The sequence below is a fragment of the Sphingobium sp. JS3065 genome (assembly GCF_026427355.1).
Classification (GTDB): domain Bacteria; phylum Pseudomonadota; class Alphaproteobacteria; order Sphingomonadales; family Sphingomonadaceae; genus Sphingobium.
Window position 1 is genome coordinate 1,978,012 of record NZ_CP102664.1, and the last position, 19,434, is coordinate 1,997,445.

Genomic DNA, 19,434 nt, shown 5'->3' on the forward strand with positions numbered 1-19,434 from the left:
TTTGGTAAGCCATCGGGTCTACAGTTTCGAACCCATGACGGGGGATATTTTCAGAATGGCGCTGATCGGCGCCCTGGCACTGCTGCTGATCGTGGCGTCGGTCACTGATTTGCGGTCACGCATCATCTCCAACCGGCTGAACCTGACGGTGGCCGCGCTGGCGCCGCTCTGGTGGCTGGCCTGCGGGTTGCCGCCATGGCCGGGCATGGCGGTGCAGGTGCTGGTGGCGCTGATCGTGTTCGTCGCCTTTGCCGCGCTGTTCGCATTCGGATGCATCGGCGGCGGCGACGTGAAGCTGCTGGGGGCGCTGGCGCTCTGGTTCCCGTGGCAGGCGACCCTGTCGATGCTGATGCTGATGGCGGTGCTGGGGGGCATCGTCACCATCGTGACCGTCGTGCACCATCGCATGACCCGGCGGCTGGGGCAGCCGCAAATCCCCTATGGCATCGCCATCTCGTTCGCTGCGCTCTGGCTGCTTGGCGAACGATATATTAACCAATTTGCGTGAATATCCGGGGGTTCAGACGCAACTCGTCTGATTGAGGGAGGCGAATTTCATCATGGATGCCAAGAAGATCGTGCTGCTGGTGGGGGCGCTGATCATAGCGGTCACTACAGCATTGCTTGCACGCAACATGCTGAGTTCGTCAAGCGCACCGCAGGCGAGCGCATCGTCCATGCCCGTCGAGGCGGATCAGCCCCATGTGCTGGTCGCGACCAAGGCGCTGCCGGTGGGCACCATCCTGGACGCGGAAAGCTTCCGCTTCCAGCCCTGGCCCAAGGATCTCATCGAACAGGCCTATTATCTGAAGGGCCAGTCCGATCCGCAGAAGCTGGTGGGCAGCGTCATCCGCACAGCGATTTCCGCCGGTCAGCCGATGACCCTGGGTTCGGTGATCAAGCCGGGTGAGCGCGGCTTCCTGGCCGCCGCCCTGGGGCCGGGCATGCGCGCCGTGACCGTGCCGGTATCGGCGCAGAATTCGGTCGCGGGCTTCGTCTTCCCGGGCGACCGCGTCGACCTGATGCTGACGCAGAGCGTCAGTGGCGGCGGCGACGGCGAACCGCTCAAAGTATCCGAAACCATCCTGCGCAACCTGCGCGTGCTCGCCACCGACCAGCGCATGGACGCACTGGGCGCCGACGGCAAGCCGGTCGTCCAGACCTATTCCAACGTCACCATCGAAGTGACGCCCAAGATCGCCGAGAAGATCGCGGTGGCGCAGACCATCGGCTCGCTCTCGCTCTCGCTGCGGTCGCTGGCCGACAATAGTTCGGAACTGGACGCGGCCATCGCGGGCAGCGACGTGGACCTGCCCGACGGCAGCAATCCCAATGCCGAAAAGAAGATTCTGGCCAGCCTGGCGGCCCGTCCGGTCGACAGGGGCGGCACCTATTCCACCGGCGCCGACGTCTCGCGCTACCAGCGCAGCAGCGTTCCCGCCAAGCCTTTGCAGAATATGGCCGCAGGCGGCACGCCCGCCATCGGAGCCATTGTCGGCCAGGGTCCGGTGATCCGTGTCGCGCGCGGAACCAGTGTGACCGTCGTTCCGGTCGGGGGGAAGTAAGATGAAGGGGTTCAACATTCACTCCGGCGCGGCCCGGCCGCTGCTTGGCCCGGCCATAGCGTTCGGCCTGGCGATTGCCGCCGCCGCAGCGCCGACCGGCGCGCTCAACGCCGCGCCTGCCTCCACGCAGGACAATGCGGTCCTGCTCTCCGTGGGCGGCAGCAAGGTCATCAACCTGCCGGCCAAGATGTCGGACGTGGTGATCGGCGATCCCGATGTGGTCGACGTCCATGTCCGCTCCCAGAACCAGCTTTACCTGATCGCGAAGAAGGCGGGCGAAACCACCGTTTTCGTGACGGCGACCAACGGCAAGGTGCTGTTTTCCGGCACGGTTCGCGTCGGCAACAACCTGACCAGCGTCGATCAGATGCTGAAGCTGGCGATGCCGAACGCGGAAATCGCGGTCAACAAGATGAACGGCATGGTCCTGCTGACCGGCACCATCGCCGCGCCGGAAGACGCGGCGGAGGCGGAACGGCTGACCCAGGCGTTCGTCGGCAAGGAAGTGACGGTGGTCAGCCGCCTGCGCACCGCGACGCCGCTTCAGGTCATGCTTCAGGTCAAGATTGCCGAAGTGAGCAAGGATGTCGGCCACAAGATCGGCATGAACTGGAAATCGCAAGACCTTACCGGCGGCAAGTGGGCTGGCGGCATCGGCGGCGGCACCCGCGACGCCATCACCTTCAACAGCGGCGGAGGGGGAACTTTCAACTTCACCGCAGACGGCGGTTACAGCCTTGGCGGTGTCGCGCGCGTCCTGGGCCTGGATATCGGCGCCGTGCTGGACCTCGCGGAATCGAGCGGCCTTGCCACCACCCTCGCCCAGCCCAACCTGACTTCGCTTTCGGGCGAAACCGCCAGCTTCCTGGCGGGCGGCGAATATCCCTATACCGTCAGCAACGGGACGCAGGGCAACAGCATCGAATTCAAGCAATATGGCGTGCAGCTGGCCTTCACGCCGACCGTGCTGGCCGATGGCCGCATCTCGCTGCGCGTCCGCCCGACCGTGTCGAGCCTGGACTTCTCTGTCAGTTCCAGCGTCCCGGCGTTGAGGAGCCGCACCGCCGAAACCACGGTGGAACTGGGTTCCGGCCAGGCCTTCATGATCGCGGGCCTGCTCAACAACGACACCGCCAACAACATCAGCAAGGTTCCCGGCATCGGCAACCTGCCGATCCTGGGCAGCCTGTTCAAGTCGCGCAATTTCCAGCGCCACGAGACGGAACTGGTCATCGTCGTCACCCCCTATCTGGTGAAGCCGATCAACGCATCCGACGTGCGCCTGCCGACCGATGGGTTCCGCAACGCCAATGAGGGTCAGGGCCTGTTCCTGGAACAGGGCCATGACGGCATCAGCGGCGCCCGCTCGCCCATGCCGAGCCGTGCGCCCGGCCCGCAGACATCGACCGCGTTGCCGCCCGTCGCTGCCCGAGACACCGGCAAGCGTTCGAAGGACGCCGCGCCGGGCTTCAGCTTCTGATCCGAAGGACGAAAGACATGACTTTCCAGTCTCGCAAGACCCCCTTGCTCTTTGGCGTCCGCCTCGGCACCCTCGCCCTCATGGCGTTGCCGCTCGCCGCCTGCCAGACCGACCAGACCGCCAATCGCGGCGTGCAGTCGATCCATCAGCCGGTCGTCAGCCACACCGCCTTCACCTTTGACGTGCAGGCCGGTCCCGATGGCGGCCTCACTGCATCGGAAGCGCGCCGGTTGGACGACTGGTTCGTTTCGATCGGCCTTGGCTATGGCGATCAGGTCGCCCTTGCCACCGACGCCGCCTATTACAGCCCCGCCCTGCGCGAAGGCATAGCCGATGTCGTCGCCCGCCACGGCATGCTGGTGGGTGAGGACAGTTCTGCCGCAGCCGGGACAGCGCCGCAGGGCGCCGCCCGCCTGATCGTGCGCCGCGCCACCGCCCGCGTGCCGGGCTGCCCCAACTGGTCGGACAAGCCCGAAACCGACCAGCAATTGGGCGCATCGACCAATTTCGGCTGCGGCGTGAACGGCAATCTGGCCGCGATGATCGCCAATCCGGAGGATCTGGTGCGCGGCCAGACCAGCGACAGCGACCTGCGCACCGCCACGTCCAACCGGGCGATTTCGACCTATCGCGAAAAGGCGCCGACCGGCTCCGGCGACCTCAAGACCCTGTCGGGAGGCAATTGACATGAACGCACCCTGGAAACCCGGCGCATCGGGCCAGCGCGATCCCTTCCACGCCTTTGTCTGCGACGATCACAGCTTCGACCTGCTGCGCGTGGTCGCAGCCGAAATGGGCTGGGCGCCCGAAAAGGTGAACAAGGGCGGCATGCGCAACGCGGTGCAGAGTCTGTCGATCACCGCTTCGCCCCAAATCCTGTTCATCGACATGTCGGAAAGCGGCGATCCGCTGGGCGACATCAACAGCCTGGCCGAAGTGTGCGAACCCGGCACGGTCGTCATCGCGGCGGGCCAGGTCAATGACGTGCGCCTCTATCGCGACCTTCTGGCCAGCGGCATTCAGGACTATCTGCTGAAACCCTTCGGCGCCGACCAGTTGCGCGACGCGCTGGCGCAGGCGCAGGCAGTGTTCTTCGCCCCCCGTGACGCTGCCCCCGAACGCCCGCACATGACCGCGGCGGTCATCGGCACGCGCGGCGGCGTGGGCGCGTCCAGCATCGCCACCTCGCTCGCCTGGCTGCTGAGCGACAAGAAGCAGCGGCCGACCGCGCTACTCGACCTCGACGTCCATTTCGGCACCAATGCGCTGGCCATGGACCTGGAACCGGGCCGGGGCCTGACCGACGCGATCGAAAATCCCAGCCGCATCGACGGGCTGTTCATCGAACGCGCCATGGTCCGCGCCAGCGACAATCTGGCCATCCTGTCGGCCGAAGCGCCGATCAGCCAACCGATGCTGACCGACGGCGGCGCCTTCTACCAGTTGCTGGAGGAGTTCCACGCCGCCTTCGAATGCAGCGTCATCGACCTGCCGCGCGGCATGCTGATCCAGCATCCGCACCTGATGAGCGACGTGAATGTCGCCGTGATCGTCACGGAACTGACGCTCGCGGCGGCCCGGGATTCGATCCGCATCCTGTCCTGGCTGAAGACCAACGCGCCGCAGTCCCGCGTGCTGGTGGTCGCCAACCGCGTCCATCCGGGATCGCCGGAAATCAGCCGCAAGGATTTCGAACAGTCGATCGAACGCAAGGTCGACATCCTCATCCCCTTCGACATCAAGGTCGCGTCACAGGCGGCGAAGCTGGGCAAGACGCTGGCGGAAACGGCAAAGGGCAGCAAGGTCGGCGCTGCCTGCACCATGCTGCTCGACAGCGTGCTGGGCGCGGCGGAGGAAGGCAATGCGGCGGAAAACGGCGCATCCTCTACCAGGAAGGGCGATTCCCTGCTCGGCAGGATCACCGATCTCAAGAGCATGATCCCCTCGCGCCGCAAGGACAAGGCTTCGGCATGAAGAGGACGGGTCACGCCGTTTGAACGCGGCGCGGCTCCTTTGACGGAACCGGATTTGGAACGGGCAGGCACATGAACGGCAATTTGATCCTGATAGCGGTGCTGCTCGCAACCATGCTGGGCCTGATCGCCATGGCCTTTGCCGGTCCCTCGCCCGACAAGGCGCGCAAGCGCCGCATGGAGCTGATCCGGGGCCGGCACAGCGATTCCGCCGACGCGATCCTGGAAGCGCGCATGCGCAAGGCGATTTCCAACCGCCCTGCCGGCACGGAATCGACCATGCTGGTGTCGCTGGTGCCCAATCCGGAAAATCTGGCCAAGCGCATCCGCATGACCGGCAAGAAATGGACGGTCAGCCAATATATGACATCCTGCGCGGTCATTTTCCTGGCTCTCTGCGCCATATTGATGCTGCGCGGCTTTCCGCCGCTGTTCGCGGTGATGCTGGGCCTCGCCGCCGGACTTGGCCTGCCGCACATGTGGGTCAGCCGCCTGATCAACAAACGCGTGCAGAAGTTCACCTCCAAATTCCCTGATGCGCTGGAACTGCTGACCCGCGGCCTGCGCTCCGGCCTTCCCATCGCGGAGACGCTGGGCGTCGTGTCGAGCGAAGTTCCCGGCCCCGTGGGCGAGGAATTCAAGTTGATCACGGAGCGGATCAAGATCGGCAAGACCATGGACCAGGCGTTGCAGGAAACCGCCGACCGGCTGGGCACGTCGGAATTCCAATTCTTCGTGATCAGCCTGGCGATCCAGCGCGAGACCGGCGGCAATCTGGCCGAAACCCTGTCCAACCTTGCCACCGTGCTGCGCCAGCGGTCGCAGATGAAGCTCAAGATCCGGGCCATGTCATCCGAATCCAAGGCATCGGCCTATATCATCGGCGTACTGCCGTTCACGGTCTTCGGCCTGATCTGCTACATCAACTTTGAATATATGTCGCCCTTCTTCACGCCCGATCCAGCGGGGTTGTTCGGCCTTTCGACCATGCAGGTCGTCGGTATCGGCGGCATGTGCTGGATGAGCATCGGCGCCTTCATCATGGCGCAGATGATCAACTTCGAAATCTGAGGAAGCCGACAAGATGGAAAATGTTCCCGTCCCCGCCGGCACCCTGTTCGGTCTGACCGCAACGGATTTCGGTACGCTGCTAGCCGCCATGGCGACGCTCGCCATGCTGTTCGCGCTCTATGCGGTGATGACCGTGCGCGATCCGATGGCGAAGCGCGTCAAGGCGCTGAACGAACGGCGCGAACAGTTGAAGGCCGGCATCACCGCCTCCACCGCCCGCCGCCGCGCCAAGCTGGTGAAGAAGAACCAGGCGACCGACCAGATGCGGTCGCTGCTGTCCAGCCTCAAGGTGTTGCAGGACGATCAACTCAAGGATGCGCAGATCAAGCTGGCGCAAGCCGGCATCCGGTCGAAGGACTGGGCCGTCGCGGTGATTTTCGGCCGCATGATCCTGCCGATCGTGATCGGCGGCGGCGCCGCGCTTCTGCTCTATGCCGTGGGCATCTTCCCCGAATGGGGCGGAGCAAAGCGCTTCATGGCCTTTGCCGCAGCACTGCTGCTGTCCTACAAGGCGCCCGACATCTTCATCGACAATAAGGTCCAGAAGCGTTCCGCCGCGATCCGCAAGGGGCTGCCCGACGCGCTCGACCTGCTGGTGATCTGCGCCGAGGCGGGCCTGACCGTCGACGCCGCCTTCAGCCGCGTCGCCCGCGAACTGGGCAAGGCCTATCCGGAACTGGGCGACGAATTCCACCTGACGGCGATCGAACTGAGCTTCCTCACCGAACGGCGCATGGCGTTCGAGAATCTGGCCAACCGCGTCAAGCTGGATGCGGTGAAGGGCGTCGTGACGACCATGATCCAGACCGAGAAATACGGCACGCCGCTGGCGTCCGCCCTTCGGGTGCTGTCCGCCGAATTCCGCCATGAACGCATGATGCGCGCCGAGGAAAAAGCCGCGCGCCTGCCCGCGATCATGACCGTGCCGCTGATTCTCTTCATCCTGCCGACCCTGTTCGTCGTCATTCTGGGTCCGGCGGCCTGCTCGATCAGCAAGGCTTTCTAAAAATTGAGAGGGGCGACAGGGGCGCTGCCGTAGCGTCCCTTCGAAATCCGCGAAAAACCACTGATTTTCCGCCTTGGCGAAGCCGCCGGTCCTGCCTTATCCCTTGCCGCCAGACGCAAATCCGGAGAGGTCCATGGTCGCCATCACCCGCATCGCCGCCCGCGCCGCGCTGTTCATCCTGCCCCTGTCCGCTGCCCTGCCCGCTGAGGCCGCGCAGCCCATCGCCGGCCGCTGGGCCACGGTCGAGGGCAAGGCCATCGTCCAGATATCGCCTTGCGGCAAGACATTGTGCGGACGGATAGAGAAGATCGTGAAGCCCACCCCCGGCCGTCCCCAGACCGACATGAAGAACCCCGACCCGGCGCTGCGCGGAAAACCGCTGACGGGATTGGCGCTGCTCACCGGGTTCGAGGATGCGGGCGGCCTTTGGAAAGGGTCGATCTACGACCCGGAGAGCGGCAAGACCTATAACAGCAAGGTCAGCCGCAACGGCGACGGCACGCTGAAGGTGCAGGGCTGCATCATGTTCTTCTGCAAGACGCAGATCTGGACGCCTGTGCGCTGAAACAGTGTCGGGTTGGGGTGATGAGCGGACATCATTTCCGTCATCCCAGCGGAAGCTGGGATGACGATATTATCAACGTCCGTGCCAGGCTCGAACTCAATCCCCGATAGGCACGAAGGCGCCCTTGGCGCGATCCTTCACGACCTTGTCGGCGCGGAAGACGGACCCGCTCATGGTGATGTAGACGCCCGGCCCTGCGGCCTGGACCGTCGCGAAGGCCATGCCCAGATTGAAGCTGGCGTCGCTCTCCCCAAAGCGTGCCGGGGCCAGCGCGCCCACCAGTACCACCGTCTTGCCGGGGATGGCTGAAAGCAGCTTGGCCGTTTCCGTCATCGTGTCGGTGCCATGGGTGATGATGATGTGGCTTTCCGGCGCGGCGGCTACGCGGTCGCGGATCAGGGCGCGGTCGGCGTCATCCAGTTCCAGGCTGTCCTTGCGCGTGACTTCCTCTATGCGGAAGGGCCGCTTGACTCTGGCGATGTCGAGCAGCTTGGCCATCACCGTCTCCCCCACCTGATAGTCCGACAGCGCATCGAAATAAATCTTGTCGATCGTCCCGCCAGTGGTGAGGATAAGAATGGGCATTTCGGGGGACAGCATGGCGGGAACTCCGGAGGAAAGAAGGCCGCCCCCTTTAGAGCATTTCCATGGAGAGGTGAACCGTCGGCCCTACCCGCCCCTGGCCATTTCCTCACCCCGGTCGCGGGCGGCGGACAGCGTATCGGTGAGCAGCCTCAACAGACGGTCGTCGGCGTCGAGGACGTTCAGCCCCTGCCGCGTCATGCCGCCGGGGCTGGCGACGCGGTCGGCCAGAACCGCAGGGCTTTCACTTGCCAGCGCCGCCATGCTGGCCGAGCCGCGCACCGTGGCAAGCGCCATGCGGGCCGCCTGATCGGCGGGCAGGCCAAGCGCTTCACCGGCCCGCGCGAAGGCGTCGATGAAGCGGAACAGAAAGGCAGGTCCGCAACCAGACAGCGCGGTGACTTCGTTGAACTGCCCCTCATCGGCGATCCATTCGGCAAGGCCGAGCGGGGCAAGGAACGCCTCCACCGCCTGGCGCGAAGCCGCCGGAACGGCGGCGTCCGCATGGAGCGCGGTCACGCCCTCCCCTATGCCCACCGGAAGATTGGGCATGGCGCGGACGATCTCTCCTGCCGCCGGGAGGGCGGCACGCAGATCGGCGAGCGGCGTTCCCGCCAGGATAGAGAGGATGCGGATATCCGTCCCGCAGAGCGGCGCGAGCGATGCCGCGACCTCGCCAAGCTGATAGGGCTTCATGCCAAGCAATATCGTGGCGTCCGCAGGCAGGGAGGCCGGATAGTCGGTGACGACCGCAACGCCGTCCGCCACCGTCTGGCCGCTTGGGCGCAGCACGGTGACTTTTGCCGGATCGAGGCCGCAGGCGAGCCATCGCCGCAGCATCTGGCCCGCCATATTGCCGCAGCCGACAAGGAAGAGATGGTCGGGCCAGATATCGGTCATGGGAAAAGTCTCAGGCTTCGCCGCGCGTTTCGATGAGGCTGGCGGACAGGGCTTCGGCCGGGGTCTTGCCGCCCCAGAGGACGAACTGGAACACCGGGTAGAAGCGTTCGCATTCGTCGATCGCAGTTTCGACCAATATCTGCGCCTGGTCGAGCGTCAGCGTGCCGCCCGCGCCCAGCAGCGCGCCGTGACGGAACAGCACGATGCCGCTGGACGACCAGAGTTCAAAATGGCCAAGCCAGAGCTGTTCGTTGATCAGGCCCAGCGTTTCGTAGATGGCGGTGCGCTTGTCGTCGTTCACCCGGATGTCGGGCAGGGCAAGCAATTGCAGCACCTGATCCTCGTCGCGCCAGATGCCGCGCAGTTCATATTGCGCCCACGACCCCTGCGTGCTGGCGACGATTTCGTCCTCGCCCACCTGATCGTAGCTCCAGCCATGCGCCTCGAAAAAGGCGGCCAGCATATCGATCGGCGCAGCTTCCTGGCCGCCATTTTCATATTCGTCGCTGTCCATCATCTGCGCGCCTTAAAGCATTTTTGCCGCTGGAGGAAAGCGGGCGGCATGGAAAAGCGTGGACAATTTCGCTTATTCTTCATCCCTGGGCTTGGCGCGCACCGTCTTCTTCACCGGTTCGGGCGCCTTGCCCTCCAGCGCGTCGAGGCGGCCCTTCAGCAATTCCACCTCTTCGCGGGCGGCGGCGGCCAGCGCCTTGACCGCATCGAATTCGTCGCGGCTGACGAAATCCATGCCGCCGATCCACTGCTTGGCCTTTTCGCGGGCATTGGTTTCGAATTCGCGGCTCATGCCCGCGACCGTCCCGGCCGCGCCGTTCACCAGCTTGGCAAGGTCGTCGAAAAAGCGGTTTTCGCTCTGCATGATGCTTCGTCCTTCCGTGCGGCGCCGTTCTGTCCGGCGCCAAAAATCATATCTGGGTCTGGAATGCGGGTTTGCCAAGGCTTTCCGCATCCGGATTGAGGCGGCCGATCTCATAATTGAGGTAGGAGGCGAAGGCCAGCCAGCACAGATAGGGCAGCAGCAAAAGACCCGCGACCCGGCGGACGCGCCAGAAAAGCGCGGTCGTGATGGCGACGAGGACGAACAGGACGGCGATCAGGACCAGCGCCTGATCCACCTGATGCGCGCGGAAGAAAAGCGGCGACCAGATGAGGTTGAGGGCAAATTGCGCGACGAAGGCGATGATCGCCGCGCCCCTGCCCCTTGCGCCGCGGGCATGGAGCACGATGGCGAAGGCCAGCGCCATCAGGACATAAAGCACGGACCAGGCAACGCCGAAGACCCAGCCGGGCGGCATCAGGTCCGGCTTGGCCAGCGCATCGAACCAGCGATTGCCATAGCCACTATTGGCGAGCTTTCCCGAAAGAAAGCCAAGGAAAACAATGGCGGGCACAGTAACCAGCGCCCAGCGCGCATAGGCGAGACGTAATTGACCCGGAGACGCAATCTCGTTCATCGGCAACGAAGCTCCACCTTTTACTCGGCGGCTTCAGGCGAATCCTTCAAGGCCGAGTCAAGCCGCCGACTGACGGTTTGCGGTGAAACGGTTCGTCCTGCAACCCGCGAATAGAGGATCGGGATCAGGAACAGCGTGATCAGCGTCGCCAGGCTGACGCCGGACACCACCACCACGCCGATGGAATGGCGCGCCGCCGCGCCCGCGCCGCCACGGACGACCAGCGGGACGGCGCCGATGACCGTGGCGATGGAGGTCATCAGGATCGGGCGCAGGCGGCGGGCGGCGGCCTGACGGATGGCGTCGCCAATCTCCAGCCCCTCGTCGCGTAGCTGGTTGGCGAATTCCACGATCAATATGCCGTTCTTTGCCGCCAATCCCACCAGCATGACGATGCCGATCTGGCTGTAGAGATTGACCGATCCGCCCGTCAGCGCCAGGCCCAGCACGCCGCCCGCGACCGCCAGCGGAACCGTGGCGATGATGACGCCGGGATGGACGAAGCTTTCGAACTGCGCGGCCAGCAGCAGGTAGACGATCAGGATGGTGAGGCCGAACACCAGCCAGATTGACCCGCCGGTCTCGCGCAGCGACTGGCTTTCGCCCCGATAACCGAGCGCCAGCACTTCGGGGGACTGGCGCGCCTGATCCTCCAGGAAATTCAATGCCTCGCCCAGCGAAAAACCGGGGGCCAGCGCGGCGGTCAGGGTAATGGCGCGCAGCTTGTTATAGCGGTTGAGCTGGCGCGGGCCGGCGACTTCGCGCACGGTGACGACGGCGGACAGGGGCACCAGGGTGCCAGTGCGGCTGCGCACATTGATGCGTTCCAGGTCCGCCTGGGTCTGCCGCCCTTCCCGTTCCGCCTGCACCAGCACGCGATATTCCTCGCCCCGGTCGACATAAGTGGTGACGCGGCGGGAACCGAGCAGTGTCTGCAACGCCTGGCTGATGTCGTTGGCCGATACGCCCAGGTCGCCCGCCCGCTGCTGATCCACCTCGATCCGCATCTGCGGCTTGGTTTCCTTGTAATCGGAATCAAGGTTGATGAAGCCCGGATTGGTCGCGGCGGCGGCCATGATGCGGTCGCGCGCGGCGACCAGCCCCTCATAGGTCGATCCGGCCAGCACCAGATTGACTGGCAGGCCACGTCCCCGGCCAAGCCCGGAACGCGGCGCAACATTGCCGCGCACGCCCGGCTGGCTGGCGATGATCTTGTTGATCGTGTCGGCCACTTCCGCCGTGGTGACGGTCCGGTCCTCCCACGGACGCAGGAAGGCGATGATGTTGCCGCCGTTGAAATCGTCGCTGGCGCTGAAGCCCGCAGGCGCGCGCATGTTCAGCACCTGGAGAATGCCTTTGTCGCGCAGCGGCTGAAGATCGTTCTCGATCCTCTGCATATAGATTTTCATGCGGTCGAAGCCGGTGCCTTCGGGGGCCGTCACCTGACCATCGACGACGCCGGTATCCTCCGCCGGGGCGAGTTCGGTCGGCAGCGTGATGAACAATGCGCCTGCGCCTGCCAGGAACAACAGCACGGGTACGATGGCAATGAGCGGCCGCCTCAGCACGCGGTCGAGCAGGCGTCCATAGGCCGCCTCCAGCCGCTGGAACCGGTCGTCCACCCAACGCGACAGCCGGGACCGTTCGGAATGCCGCAGCAGCTTCGAACAGAGCATCGGCGCCAGGCTGAGCGAAATGAAGCCGGAAAAGGCGATGGCGGCGATCATCGCGATGGCCAGTTCGCGGAACAGCAGGCCCGTCTGCCCCGCCAGGAACATCACCGGCACGAACACCGCGCAGACGACCAGCGTGGTCGAAATGATGGCGAAACCCACCTGCCGCGTGCCGAGATAGGCGGCGGCCAGCGGGTCTTCCCCCTGCTCTATGCGGTGATAGACATTTTCCAGCACGACGATGGCGTCGTCCACCACCAGCCCGATCGCCAGCACGAAGGCGAGCAGCGTCAGCAGGTTGATCGACAGGCCCAGCAGCCACATGACGGCGCAGGTCGCCAGCAGGCAGATCGGCACGGTGATCGACGGAATGATCGTCGCCCGCATCGAACCCAGGAAGAGGAAGATGACCAGCACCACCAGCAGGGCCGCTTCGCCCAGCGTGTCGTAGACATTGTCGATGGCGCGGCTGATGAACAGGGATTCGTCCGATCCGATGGTGACCTTCATGCCCTCGGGCAGCGTGGTGCGCAGTTCATCGATCAGCGCCTTCGCCTTTTCCGCGACGTCCAGCGTGTTGGCGCCCGACTGGCGGATGATGCCCACGCCGACGCCGGTGGCGGCGTTGGAGCGGAAGGAAGTATAGGGGTTTTCCGCCCCCTGCTCGATCCGCGCAATATCGCCCAGCTTCACCTGATAGCCGTCCGCGCCGCGCCCGACGACCAGCCCGGCAAATTGTTCGGGCGTGGAAAAGGCGCGCTCGACACGCAGCGTCTGATTCTGGTCCTTCGATTCGAAGCGTCCCGCCGGCAGTTCCACATTCTGGGCGCGCAAGGCCACCTCGATGTCGCCGGGCGTGATGCCGAAGGCGGCCAGCTTTTCCGCGTTCAGCCAGATGCGGGTGGAGGGCCGCTCGTCGCCGCCGCCGACGACGCGGGCGACGCCGTCAATGGCGGAAAAGCGGTCCAGCACATTGCGGTCGAGATAGTCGGCGATCTGGGTCGGGGTCCAGCCGTCCCTGGTGAAGACGATGAACAATATCGCCCGCGCATCGGCGTCGACCTTCCGGATTTCCGGAGCCAGCGCGTCTTCGGGCAAATCCTCCACGATGCCGCTGACGCGGTCGCGCACGTCATTGGCTGCGGAATCTATGTCCCGCGACGGGTCGAATTCGATGTTGACCGACGAAACGCCGTCCCGCGAGGTCGAATTGATATTCTGGATGCCCTGGACGCCCGCGACGCCATCCTCGATGATCTGGGTGATACGGGTTTCCACCACCGATGCCGCCGCGCCGGTATAGCTGGTCTCGACCGAGACGATCGGCGGGTCGGTATCGGGATATTCGCGGATGGACAGGCTGAGATAGCCGACCACCCCGACGATGCAGAGCAGCACCGCGACGACCGCCGCGAAGACCGGACGGCGGACGGACAGGTCCGAAAGCTGCATGGTTCGCCTCCCTTAACCGGCCGCCCGACCGGCGCTCGCACTCTTCGCCTCCGGCTTGTCGCCCGGCAGGCGCACGGGTACGCCGTCGGTCAGCTTGACGACGCCGTCGGTGACGACGGTCTGGCCCGGCTTCACCCCGCCCAATATCTCGACCAGGCCGTTCTGGCGAATGCCGGTGTCGACCTTGGTCCGCTTGGCCTTGCCACCCTCCACCAGGAAGACGAACCGCTCCTCGCCATCGCCCACCACCGCCAGTTCCGGCACGGCCAGCGACTGGCGCTGCTTGGCGATCACATTGACGGTCAGCAGCATGCCCGGCTTCAGCGCGCGGTCGGGATTGGGCAGGATGGCGCGTATCCTGACGGCGCGGGTGGCGGGATCGATCACCGGATCGATAGTGGCGACCGTGCCGGTGAAGGGCCGGTCGGGCCAGGCGGCGGAGATCGCCTTGATCGCCTGCCCTTCCCGGATCATCGATAGGCGGGTTTCGGGAATGGTGAAATCCAGCTTGATCCGCGAAATATCGCTGACCGTCGCGATCGGCGTGCCGGCGGTGACGATGGCGCCGGGCGATACGGTGCGCAGGCTGACCCAGCCGGGGAAGGGCGCGCGGATCACCCGGTCACCGATGGAGGCGCGGGCCTGTTGCGCGCTGGCGCGGGCGGCATTGGCCAGCGCGATCTGGCTGTCGAGGCTGGCGGCGGTCGCGAAGCCGCGCGCTTTCAACGCCTGAATGCGGTTCAATTGCTGTTGTGCCTGCAACGCCTGGGCTTGGGCGGCGGCGAGTTCCGCCTGTTCCTGCCCCACGGCCAGGGTCGCGATCACCTGCCCCTTGCCGACAAAGCCCCCGTCGCTGAAATTGATGGAGGTGATGCGCTCCGTCACCGGGGCGGACAGCACCACCTGTTCATTGGCGAAGGCGGTGCCGACGGCGTCCAGATTGTCGGTGAAGCTTTCGGACGCGATCGGCGCAGCTTCGACCAGTGCTGGCGGACGCGCTTTCTTTTCCTTTTGACCGCCACAGGCGGAAAGGGTCAGCGCGATCAGGAGGATAGGCAGGATGGTGCGCATGGGATCGGGCTAATCGGCCTTTGCAAGCGACTCAATTGGGCATTTGTCGCGGATGGTAACTATAGCGGCGAAACGAATAGGACGGGATTATCCGCCAAATATTGCGGAGAGGAGAAATTCGATATTGCCCTGCGGTCCGGTGATCGGGCTGGCGGCGATGCCTTCGACCTGCCATCCCTTGGACAACACCCAGTCCCGCGCTTCGTTGCACACCCGTTCATGGACCACGGGATCGCGCACCACGCCGCCCTTGCCGACCTCCTCCCGCCCCGCCTCGAACTGCGGCTTGATGAGGGCGACCAGGCGGGCGCCGGGGCGGGCGAAGCTCATGGGGCGGTCCAGCACCTTGGCGAGCGCAATGAAACTGGCGTCGCAGACGATGATGTCCACCGGCTCCGGGATGTGATCGGCGTTCAGGATGCGGGCGCTGGTCTGTTCATGGACGATGACGCGGGGGTCGGAACGCAGCTTCCAGGCGAGCTGGTTGGTGCCGCTGTCCACCGCATAGACCCGCGCCGCGCCATGGGTCAGCAGGACGTCGGTGAAGCCGCCGGTCGAACTGCCCACATCGATGGCGACGGCGCCGGTCACGTCGATGTGGAAATGCTCCAGCGCATGGGCCAGCTTGATGCCGCCGCGCGACACCCAGGGATGGTCGCGGCCCTTCACCTCCAGTGCGGCATCGGCGGCGACCTGCTGACCGGCCTTGTCGATCTTTCGGTCCCCCAGGAAGACGAGACCGGCGAGGATCAATGCCTGCGCGCGGGCGCGGCTTTCGGCAAGGCCCTTGTCCACGAGCAGTTGGTCGGCGCGGATCTTGGCCATCAGGGCACCAGAGCCGTCAGCGTGGCGGGGGTCAGAAGCTGGGGCAAGGTCTGCGCCTCCTTGCCCGGCGCGTACCAGAGGTAGAGCGGCACGCCGGAACGCCCCTGCCCTTCCAGGAAGCGGGTGATGGCCGGGTCCGCATTGGTCCAGTCGCCCACCATTACGGTGACGCCCGCCTTTTCGAAAACGGCGCGGGTTTCGCTGCGGTCGATGGCGGCAGCTTCATTGGCCTTGCAGGTGAGGCACCAGTCGGCGGTGAAATAGAGGAAGACCGGTTTGTTGGCGGCGCGCAGGCTGGCGAGGCGGGCTTCGTCGAAGGGCACGCCCTTTTCCGAAGCCGCTGCGGCGGGCGCATGGGTGGGGAGCAGGATTGCGGCTCCGGCGAAGAGGAGGAACCCTGCGCAAACCACCGCCAGCCCGCCGCGCTGGCCGTGCCGCTGCCTGCGCCCCAACCACCAGAGGACAACCGCAAGGATCAGCGCCGCGCCAAGGCCGAGGATGATGGCCGGGACGCCCCTTTGCTGGCCGAGCAGCCACAGCAGGCCGAGCGCGGTCAATGCCATGGGGATGGCGAGGATTTTCTGAAGGCGGCCCATCCACGGACCCGGCTTGGGCAGGCGGGTGCGGAGCGCGGGAATATAGGCCAGCGCGAGAAAAGGCAGGGCCAGGCCAAGACCAAGCCCCGCGAAGATCGCCAGCGCCGCGCCGAGCGGCAGGACAAGGGCGGCCCCCATGGCCGCGCCCATGAACGGCCCGGTGCAGGGCGTGGCGACGAAGGCGACCAGCGCGCCGGTCCAGAAGGCGCCGGAAAGCCCGCCCTTCCCCGCCAGCCTGTCGCCGCCGCCGAAAGCGCTGAGTTCGAACAGCCCGGCAAGGTTGAGCGTGATCACCGTCACCAGCAGCAGCAGCAGCAGGATGATGCGCGGGTCCTGGAGCTGAAAAGCCCAGCCCACCGCCGTACCGGCGGCGCGCAGGCCAAGGAGCAGGCCGCCCAGGGCAAGGCAGGTGAGGATGATGCCCAGGCTGTAGGCCAGCGCCTCCCGGCGGACGATGCGTTCATCGCCGCCTGCACGGGCGAGCTTCATCGCCTTGAGGCCGAGAATCGGGAAGACGCAGGGCATGATGTTGAGCAGCAGGCCGCCCAGCAGCGCGCCCCCCAGAGCGATCAGCATAGCCTGAAGCGTGGCGGACCGGGCGGCGGGAACGGCGCCGGGCTTGGCCGTCAGCAGGAAGCCGACATGGCCGCCGGTGCGCAGCACCGCCTGGACCAGACCGGATTTCAGGCCCTGCCCGGCTTCGGTTTCGATCAGCAGCCGGTCGCCCTGGCGCGTGACGCTTTGCGGGGCGGCATAGCGGGTCAGGCCGTCGGCCAGCGCGAAGAGATGGACGTCGCGGGCGCTCGCCGCCGCCGGAAACGGCACGGACAGGCGCAGGCGGCCATCGACGACGGCATAGCTCGCCTCGCTGCCCAACGGGCGCGGAAGGTGGCTTCGCCAGCCGTCGAACTGCGCCCTGCTGCCGGGCAGGATCGCGCCGCCCCCTGCGGTCAGGTCCAGCGTCAGTTCGGCGCCTTCGGGAACGCAGACCTTGTCGGTGCAGGCCAGCCAGTCGGCGCGAACGCGGATCGGCAGCTTGGCGCCTGCCGGGACATCCGGCGCGACGGTCAGGTTCGCCAGCACGCCATACGGCCCTTCATAGACATGATTCATCAGGCCGGAGATCAGGAGCGTCTCCGGCACCGGATAGCGCAACGCGCCGATGGTCACGCCCCTGGGCAGCGTCCATTTGACCGTCATGCCCAGACCCGCGTCGCCCGGATTTTCCCAATAGCCGTGCCAGCCCGGCTCCGGCGTCATGGAAAAGGCGATGGCTGTGCCTTTCCCCGGCTGCGGCGTCGCGCTTTCGGCAGTCAGTTCAGCCGCGATATGGGGCGTGCCCTGACCAAATGCGCCCTGCGCCCGCGCCACGGCTGGCGCGAGCAGCAACAGGACTGTCATCAGAAGGACATGAAAAAACCGCATCGGGCCTCTGTTCCGGTGAATGCAAGGGGGCTAGGTTCCGTTGCTTCTGCCGTCAAGGCATCAGAAAGTATCGTCCCTCCATGTTGAAAAAAGTCGCTGCCGCGCTGCTTCTCGCCACCCCCCTGCCCGTGATCGCCCAGGCACCGGCTGCATCCCCGGCAGCCTCTGCTCCCTCGACGCCGCCCAAGCTGATCGTCGCCATCTCCGTCGACCAGTTTTCCGCCGATCTGTTCAGCGAATATCGGCAATATTATACCGGCGGCCTCAGGCGACTGACGGAACAAGGCATCGTCTTCCCACGCGGCTATCAGAGCCATGCCGCGACCGAAACCTGCCCCGGCCACAGCACGATCCTGACCGGCAGCCGCCCGTCGCGCACCGGCATCATCGCCAATAGCTGGTTCGACCTGGGCGCCGCCCGCGCCGACAAGCTGGTCTATTGCGCCGAGGATGAGACGCAGCCGGGAACCAGCAGCGCCGATTATCAGGCTTCGCCGGTGCATCTGAGGGTGCCGACGCTGGGCGGACGGATGAAGGTCGCCAATCCTGCCACCCGCGTCGTGTCCGTGGCTGGCAAGGATCGCGCCGCCATCATGATGGGCGGGGCGACCGCCGATCAGGTCTGGTGGCTGGGCGGGCCGAAAGGCTATGTCAGCTACAAGGGGGTGGCGACGCCGCCGCTGGTCGCGAAGGTCAATGAGGTCATGGCCCAGCGCCTTGCCGAGGGCAATCCCGGCTTCGAACTGCCGCCGCAATGCGCGTCCAAGGACTTTCCGGTCAGGGCGGGCGCCCTTACCGTCGGCACCGGCCGCTTCGCGCGGGAGGCGGGCGATTACAAGGCCTTCCGCGTCTCGCCGGAGCAGGATGCAATGACCCTGGCCTTCGCCGCCGTCGCCATCGAGAATATGGCCTTGGGCAAGCAGGCGCAGACCGACATCATCTCCATCGGCCTGTCGGCTACCGATTATATCGGCCATGCATACGGCACGGAGGGAACGGAAAGCTGCATCCAGGTCGACCGGCTGGACCGCGAACTGGGTGCCTTTTTCGACCGGCTGGACAAGGACGGGCTGGACTATGCGGTGGTGCTGACCGCCGACCATGGCGGCCATGACCTGCCCGAACGCCATCGCCTGAACGCCATGCCGATGGAACAGCGCGTCGACAAGGCGCTGACGCCCAAGGCTTTGTCGGTGACCATCGCGGAAAAGACCGGCATTACCGGCAAGACGCTGATCTGGGGCGATGGCCCGGCGGGCGACCTGTATTTCGACCGTGGCCTGACGGCGGCACAGCGCGCCAGGGTGGAAACGGCGACCCTGGCCCTGCTGCGCGCCCATCCGCAGGTGCAGACCGTCTTCACCAGGGCGGAGATCGCGGCCACCCCTTCCCCCTCCGGCCCGCCGGAGAGCTGGTCGTTGATTCAGGAGGCGCGGGCCAGCTTCGATCCGCAGCGGTCGGGCGACCTGCTGCTGCTGCTGAAGCCTCGCGTCATGTCCATCCCCGAAGCGGCGGTGATGGGCTATGTGGCAACCCATGGTTCGCCCTGGGATAGCGACCGCCGCGTGCCGATCCTGTTCTGGCGCAAGGGCCTCACCCATTTCGAACAGCCGCTGGGCGTCGAGACGGTCGATATCCTGCCGACGCTGGCCGCGCTCATCAAACTGCCGGTGCCGAAGGACCAGATCGACGGGCGCTGCCTCGATCTGATCGCGGGCGATGGGGATAGCTGCGCCGACTAGAGGGGTTTTCGATCTGATTGAATCAGATCGAAAACC

Annotated in this window: 18 protein-coding genes; 9 read left to right on the plus strand and 9 right to left on the minus strand. The window is 65.6% G+C overall.

Translation table 11 applies throughout. The features are described from left to right. The first annotated feature begins 34 nt into the window (after positions 1 to 34). The 8 genes from NUH86_RS09455 (at position 35) to NUH86_RS09490 (ending at position 7,660) form a co-directional block, all read left to right on the plus strand. A complete protein-coding gene (locus NUH86_RS09455; protein WP_267252084.1) occupies positions 35 to 508 on the plus strand; it encodes an A24 family peptidase in 474 nt (157 codons plus the stop codon). Between the two features lie 52 nt (positions 509 to 560). Beyond that, positions 561 to 1,565 carry a Flp pilus assembly protein CpaB gene (cpaB, locus tag NUH86_RS09460; protein WP_267249267.1) on the plus strand — a complete coding sequence of 335 codons (1,005 nt, stop codon included), beginning with the start codon at positions 561 to 563 and terminating at the stop codon, positions 1,563 to 1,565. A gap of 1 nt (position 1,566) precedes the next feature. After that, positions 1,567 to 3,045, plus strand: coding sequence for a type II and III secretion system protein family protein (locus NUH86_RS09465; RefSeq protein ID WP_267249268.1), 1,479 nt, complete (start codon positions 1,567 to 1,569; stop codon positions 3,043 to 3,045). Positions 3,046 to 3,062: 17 nt separating this feature from the next. Next, complete coding sequence (locus NUH86_RS09470; protein WP_267249269.1) at positions 3,063 to 3,731, plus strand: CpaD family pilus assembly protein; 669 nt, start codon at positions 3,063 to 3,065, stop codon at positions 3,729 to 3,731. Position 3,732: 1 nt separating this feature from the next. Beyond that, positions 3,733 to 5,019: a pilus assembly protein CpaE gene (locus tag NUH86_RS09475; protein ID WP_267249270.1), complete on the plus strand. Its 1,287-nt coding sequence runs from the start codon at positions 3,733 to 3,735 to the stop codon at positions 5,017 to 5,019. Between the two features lie 71 nt (positions 5,020 to 5,090). After that, the gene (locus NUH86_RS09480) at positions 5,091 to 6,089 is read left to right on the plus strand and encodes a type II secretion system F family protein (protein ID WP_267249271.1); all 999 of its coding nucleotides are present in this window, start codon (positions 5,091 to 5,093) and stop codon (positions 6,087 to 6,089) included. 13 nt (positions 6,090 to 6,102) lie between these two features. Next, the gene (locus NUH86_RS09485) at positions 6,103 to 7,095 is read left to right on the plus strand and encodes a type II secretion system F family protein (protein WP_267249272.1); all 993 of its coding nucleotides are present in this window, start codon (positions 6,103 to 6,105) and stop codon (positions 7,093 to 7,095) included. 133 nt (positions 7,096 to 7,228) lie between these two features. Continuing rightward, complete coding sequence (locus NUH86_RS09490; RefSeq protein WP_267249273.1) at positions 7,229 to 7,660, plus strand: DUF2147 domain-containing protein; 432 nt, start codon at positions 7,229 to 7,231, stop codon at positions 7,658 to 7,660. A gap of 96 nt (positions 7,661 to 7,756) precedes the next feature. Here NUH86_RS09490 and NUH86_RS09495 read toward each other — a convergent pair whose 3' ends face one another. The 9 genes from NUH86_RS09495 to NUH86_RS09535 form a co-directional block, all read right to left on the minus strand. Further along, positions 7,757 to 8,260, minus strand: a complete 504-nt coding sequence (locus NUH86_RS09495) for an asparaginase domain-containing protein (protein ID WP_267249274.1) — start codon at positions 8,258 to 8,260, stop codon at positions 7,757 to 7,759. 69 nt (positions 8,261 to 8,329) lie between these two features. After that, positions 8,330 to 9,142 carry a pyrroline-5-carboxylate reductase family protein gene (locus tag NUH86_RS09500; RefSeq protein ID WP_267249275.1) on the minus strand — a complete coding sequence of 271 codons (813 nt, stop codon included), beginning with the start codon at positions 9,140 to 9,142 and terminating at the stop codon, positions 8,330 to 8,332. A gap of 10 nt (positions 9,143 to 9,152) precedes the next feature. Continuing rightward, positions 9,153 to 9,659 carry a YbjN domain-containing protein gene (locus NUH86_RS09505; protein WP_267249276.1) on the minus strand — a complete coding sequence of 169 codons (507 nt, stop codon included), beginning with the start codon at positions 9,657 to 9,659 and terminating at the stop codon, positions 9,153 to 9,155. 69 nt (positions 9,660 to 9,728) lie between these two features. Further along, positions 9,729 to 10,019 carry an accessory factor UbiK family protein gene (locus tag NUH86_RS09510; protein WP_267249277.1) on the minus strand — a complete coding sequence of 97 codons (291 nt, stop codon included), beginning with the start codon at positions 10,017 to 10,019 and terminating at the stop codon, positions 9,729 to 9,731. Positions 10,020 to 10,065: 46 nt separating this feature from the next. Beyond that, complete coding sequence (locus tag NUH86_RS09515; protein ID WP_267249278.1) at positions 10,066 to 10,614, minus strand: TspO/MBR family protein; 549 nt, start codon at positions 10,612 to 10,614, stop codon at positions 10,066 to 10,068. A 20-nt stretch (positions 10,615 to 10,634) separates the two neighbouring features. Further along, on the minus strand, positions 10,635 to 13,739 hold the full coding sequence (locus NUH86_RS09520) for an efflux RND transporter permease subunit (protein WP_267249279.1): 3,105 nt from the start codon (positions 13,737 to 13,739) through the stop codon (positions 10,635 to 10,637). 12 nt (positions 13,740 to 13,751) lie between these two features. Then, a complete protein-coding gene (locus NUH86_RS09525; RefSeq protein ID WP_267249280.1) occupies positions 13,752 to 14,810 on the minus strand; it encodes an efflux RND transporter periplasmic adaptor subunit in 1,059 nt (352 codons plus the stop codon). Between the two features lie 87 nt (positions 14,811 to 14,897). Continuing rightward, on the minus strand, positions 14,898 to 15,635 hold the full coding sequence (locus NUH86_RS09530; RefSeq protein ID WP_267249281.1) for a TlyA family RNA methyltransferase: 738 nt from the start codon (positions 15,633 to 15,635) through the stop codon (positions 14,898 to 14,900). Beyond that, the gene (locus tag NUH86_RS09535) at positions 15,635 to 17,656 is read right to left on the minus strand and encodes a protein-disulfide reductase DsbD family protein (RefSeq protein ID WP_267249282.1); all 2,022 of its coding nucleotides are present in this window, start codon (positions 17,654 to 17,656) and stop codon (positions 15,635 to 15,637) included. The genes NUH86_RS09530 and NUH86_RS09535 overlap by 1 nt, the downstream gene beginning before the upstream one ends. Positions 17,657 to 17,736: 80 nt before the next feature. Here NUH86_RS09535 and NUH86_RS09540 point away from each other — a divergent pair, with 80 nt between their 5' ends. Further along, the gene (locus NUH86_RS09540; RefSeq protein ID WP_267249283.1) at positions 17,737 to 19,398 is read left to right on the plus strand and encodes an alkaline phosphatase family protein; all 1,662 of its coding nucleotides are present in this window, start codon (positions 17,737 to 17,739) and stop codon (positions 19,396 to 19,398) included. Positions 19,399 to 19,434: the final 36 nt, after the last annotated feature.

What these genes read in the sequence shown, in the direction of transcription:
- NUH86_RS09455 (WP_267252084.1), top strand. Translation starts at nt 35, where the DNA reads ATGACGGGGGATATTTTCAGAATGGCGCTGATCGGCGCCCTGGCACTG.
- cpaB (WP_267249267.1), top strand. Translation starts at nt 561, where the DNA reads ATGGATGCCAAGAAGATCGTGCTGCTGGTGGGGGCGCTGATCATAGCG.
- NUH86_RS09465 (WP_267249268.1), top strand. Translation starts at nt 1,567, where the DNA reads ATGAAGGGGTTCAACATTCACTCCGGCGCGGCCCGGCCGCTGCTTGGC.
- NUH86_RS09470 (WP_267249269.1), top strand. Translation starts at nt 3,063, where the DNA reads ATGACTTTCCAGTCTCGCAAGACCCCCTTGCTCTTTGGCGTCCGCCTC.
- NUH86_RS09475 (WP_267249270.1), top strand. Translation starts at nt 3,733, where the DNA reads ATGAACGCACCCTGGAAACCCGGCGCATCGGGCCAGCGCGATCCCTTC.
- NUH86_RS09480 (WP_267249271.1), top strand. Translation starts at nt 5,091, where the DNA reads ATGAACGGCAATTTGATCCTGATAGCGGTGCTGCTCGCAACCATGCTG.
- NUH86_RS09485 (WP_267249272.1), top strand. Translation starts at nt 6,103, where the DNA reads ATGGAAAATGTTCCCGTCCCCGCCGGCACCCTGTTCGGTCTGACCGCA.
- NUH86_RS09490 (WP_267249273.1), top strand. Translation starts at nt 7,229, where the DNA reads ATGGTCGCCATCACCCGCATCGCCGCCCGCGCCGCGCTGTTCATCCTG.
- NUH86_RS09495 (WP_267249274.1), bottom strand. Translation starts at nt 8,260, where the DNA reads ATGCTGTCCCCCGAAATGCCCATTCTTATCCTCACCACTGGCGGGACG.
- NUH86_RS09500 (WP_267249275.1), bottom strand. Translation starts at nt 9,142, where the DNA reads ATGACCGATATCTGGCCCGACCATCTCTTCCTTGTCGGCTGCGGCAAT.
- NUH86_RS09505 (WP_267249276.1), bottom strand. Translation starts at nt 9,659, where the DNA reads ATGATGGACAGCGACGAATATGAAAATGGCGGCCAGGAAGCTGCGCCG.
- NUH86_RS09510 (WP_267249277.1), bottom strand. Translation starts at nt 10,019, where the DNA reads ATGCAGAGCGAAAACCGCTTTTTCGACGACCTTGCCAAGCTGGTGAAC.
- NUH86_RS09515 (WP_267249278.1), bottom strand. Translation starts at nt 10,614, where the DNA reads ATGAACGAGATTGCGTCTCCGGGTCAATTACGTCTCGCCTATGCGCGC.
- NUH86_RS09520 (WP_267249279.1), bottom strand. Translation starts at nt 13,739, where the DNA reads ATGCAGCTTTCGGACCTGTCCGTCCGCCGTCCGGTCTTCGCGGCGGTC.
- NUH86_RS09525 (WP_267249280.1), bottom strand. Translation starts at nt 14,810, where the DNA reads ATGCGCACCATCCTGCCTATCCTCCTGATCGCGCTGACCCTTTCCGCC.
- NUH86_RS09530 (WP_267249281.1), bottom strand. Translation starts at nt 15,635, where the DNA reads ATGGCCAAGATCCGCGCCGACCAACTGCTCGTGGACAAGGGCCTTGCC.
- NUH86_RS09535 (WP_267249282.1), bottom strand. Translation starts at nt 17,656, where the DNA reads ATGCGGTTTTTTCATGTCCTTCTGATGACAGTCCTGTTGCTGCTCGCG.
- NUH86_RS09540 (WP_267249283.1), top strand. Translation starts at nt 17,737, where the DNA reads ATGTTGAAAAAAGTCGCTGCCGCGCTGCTTCTCGCCACCCCCCTGCCC.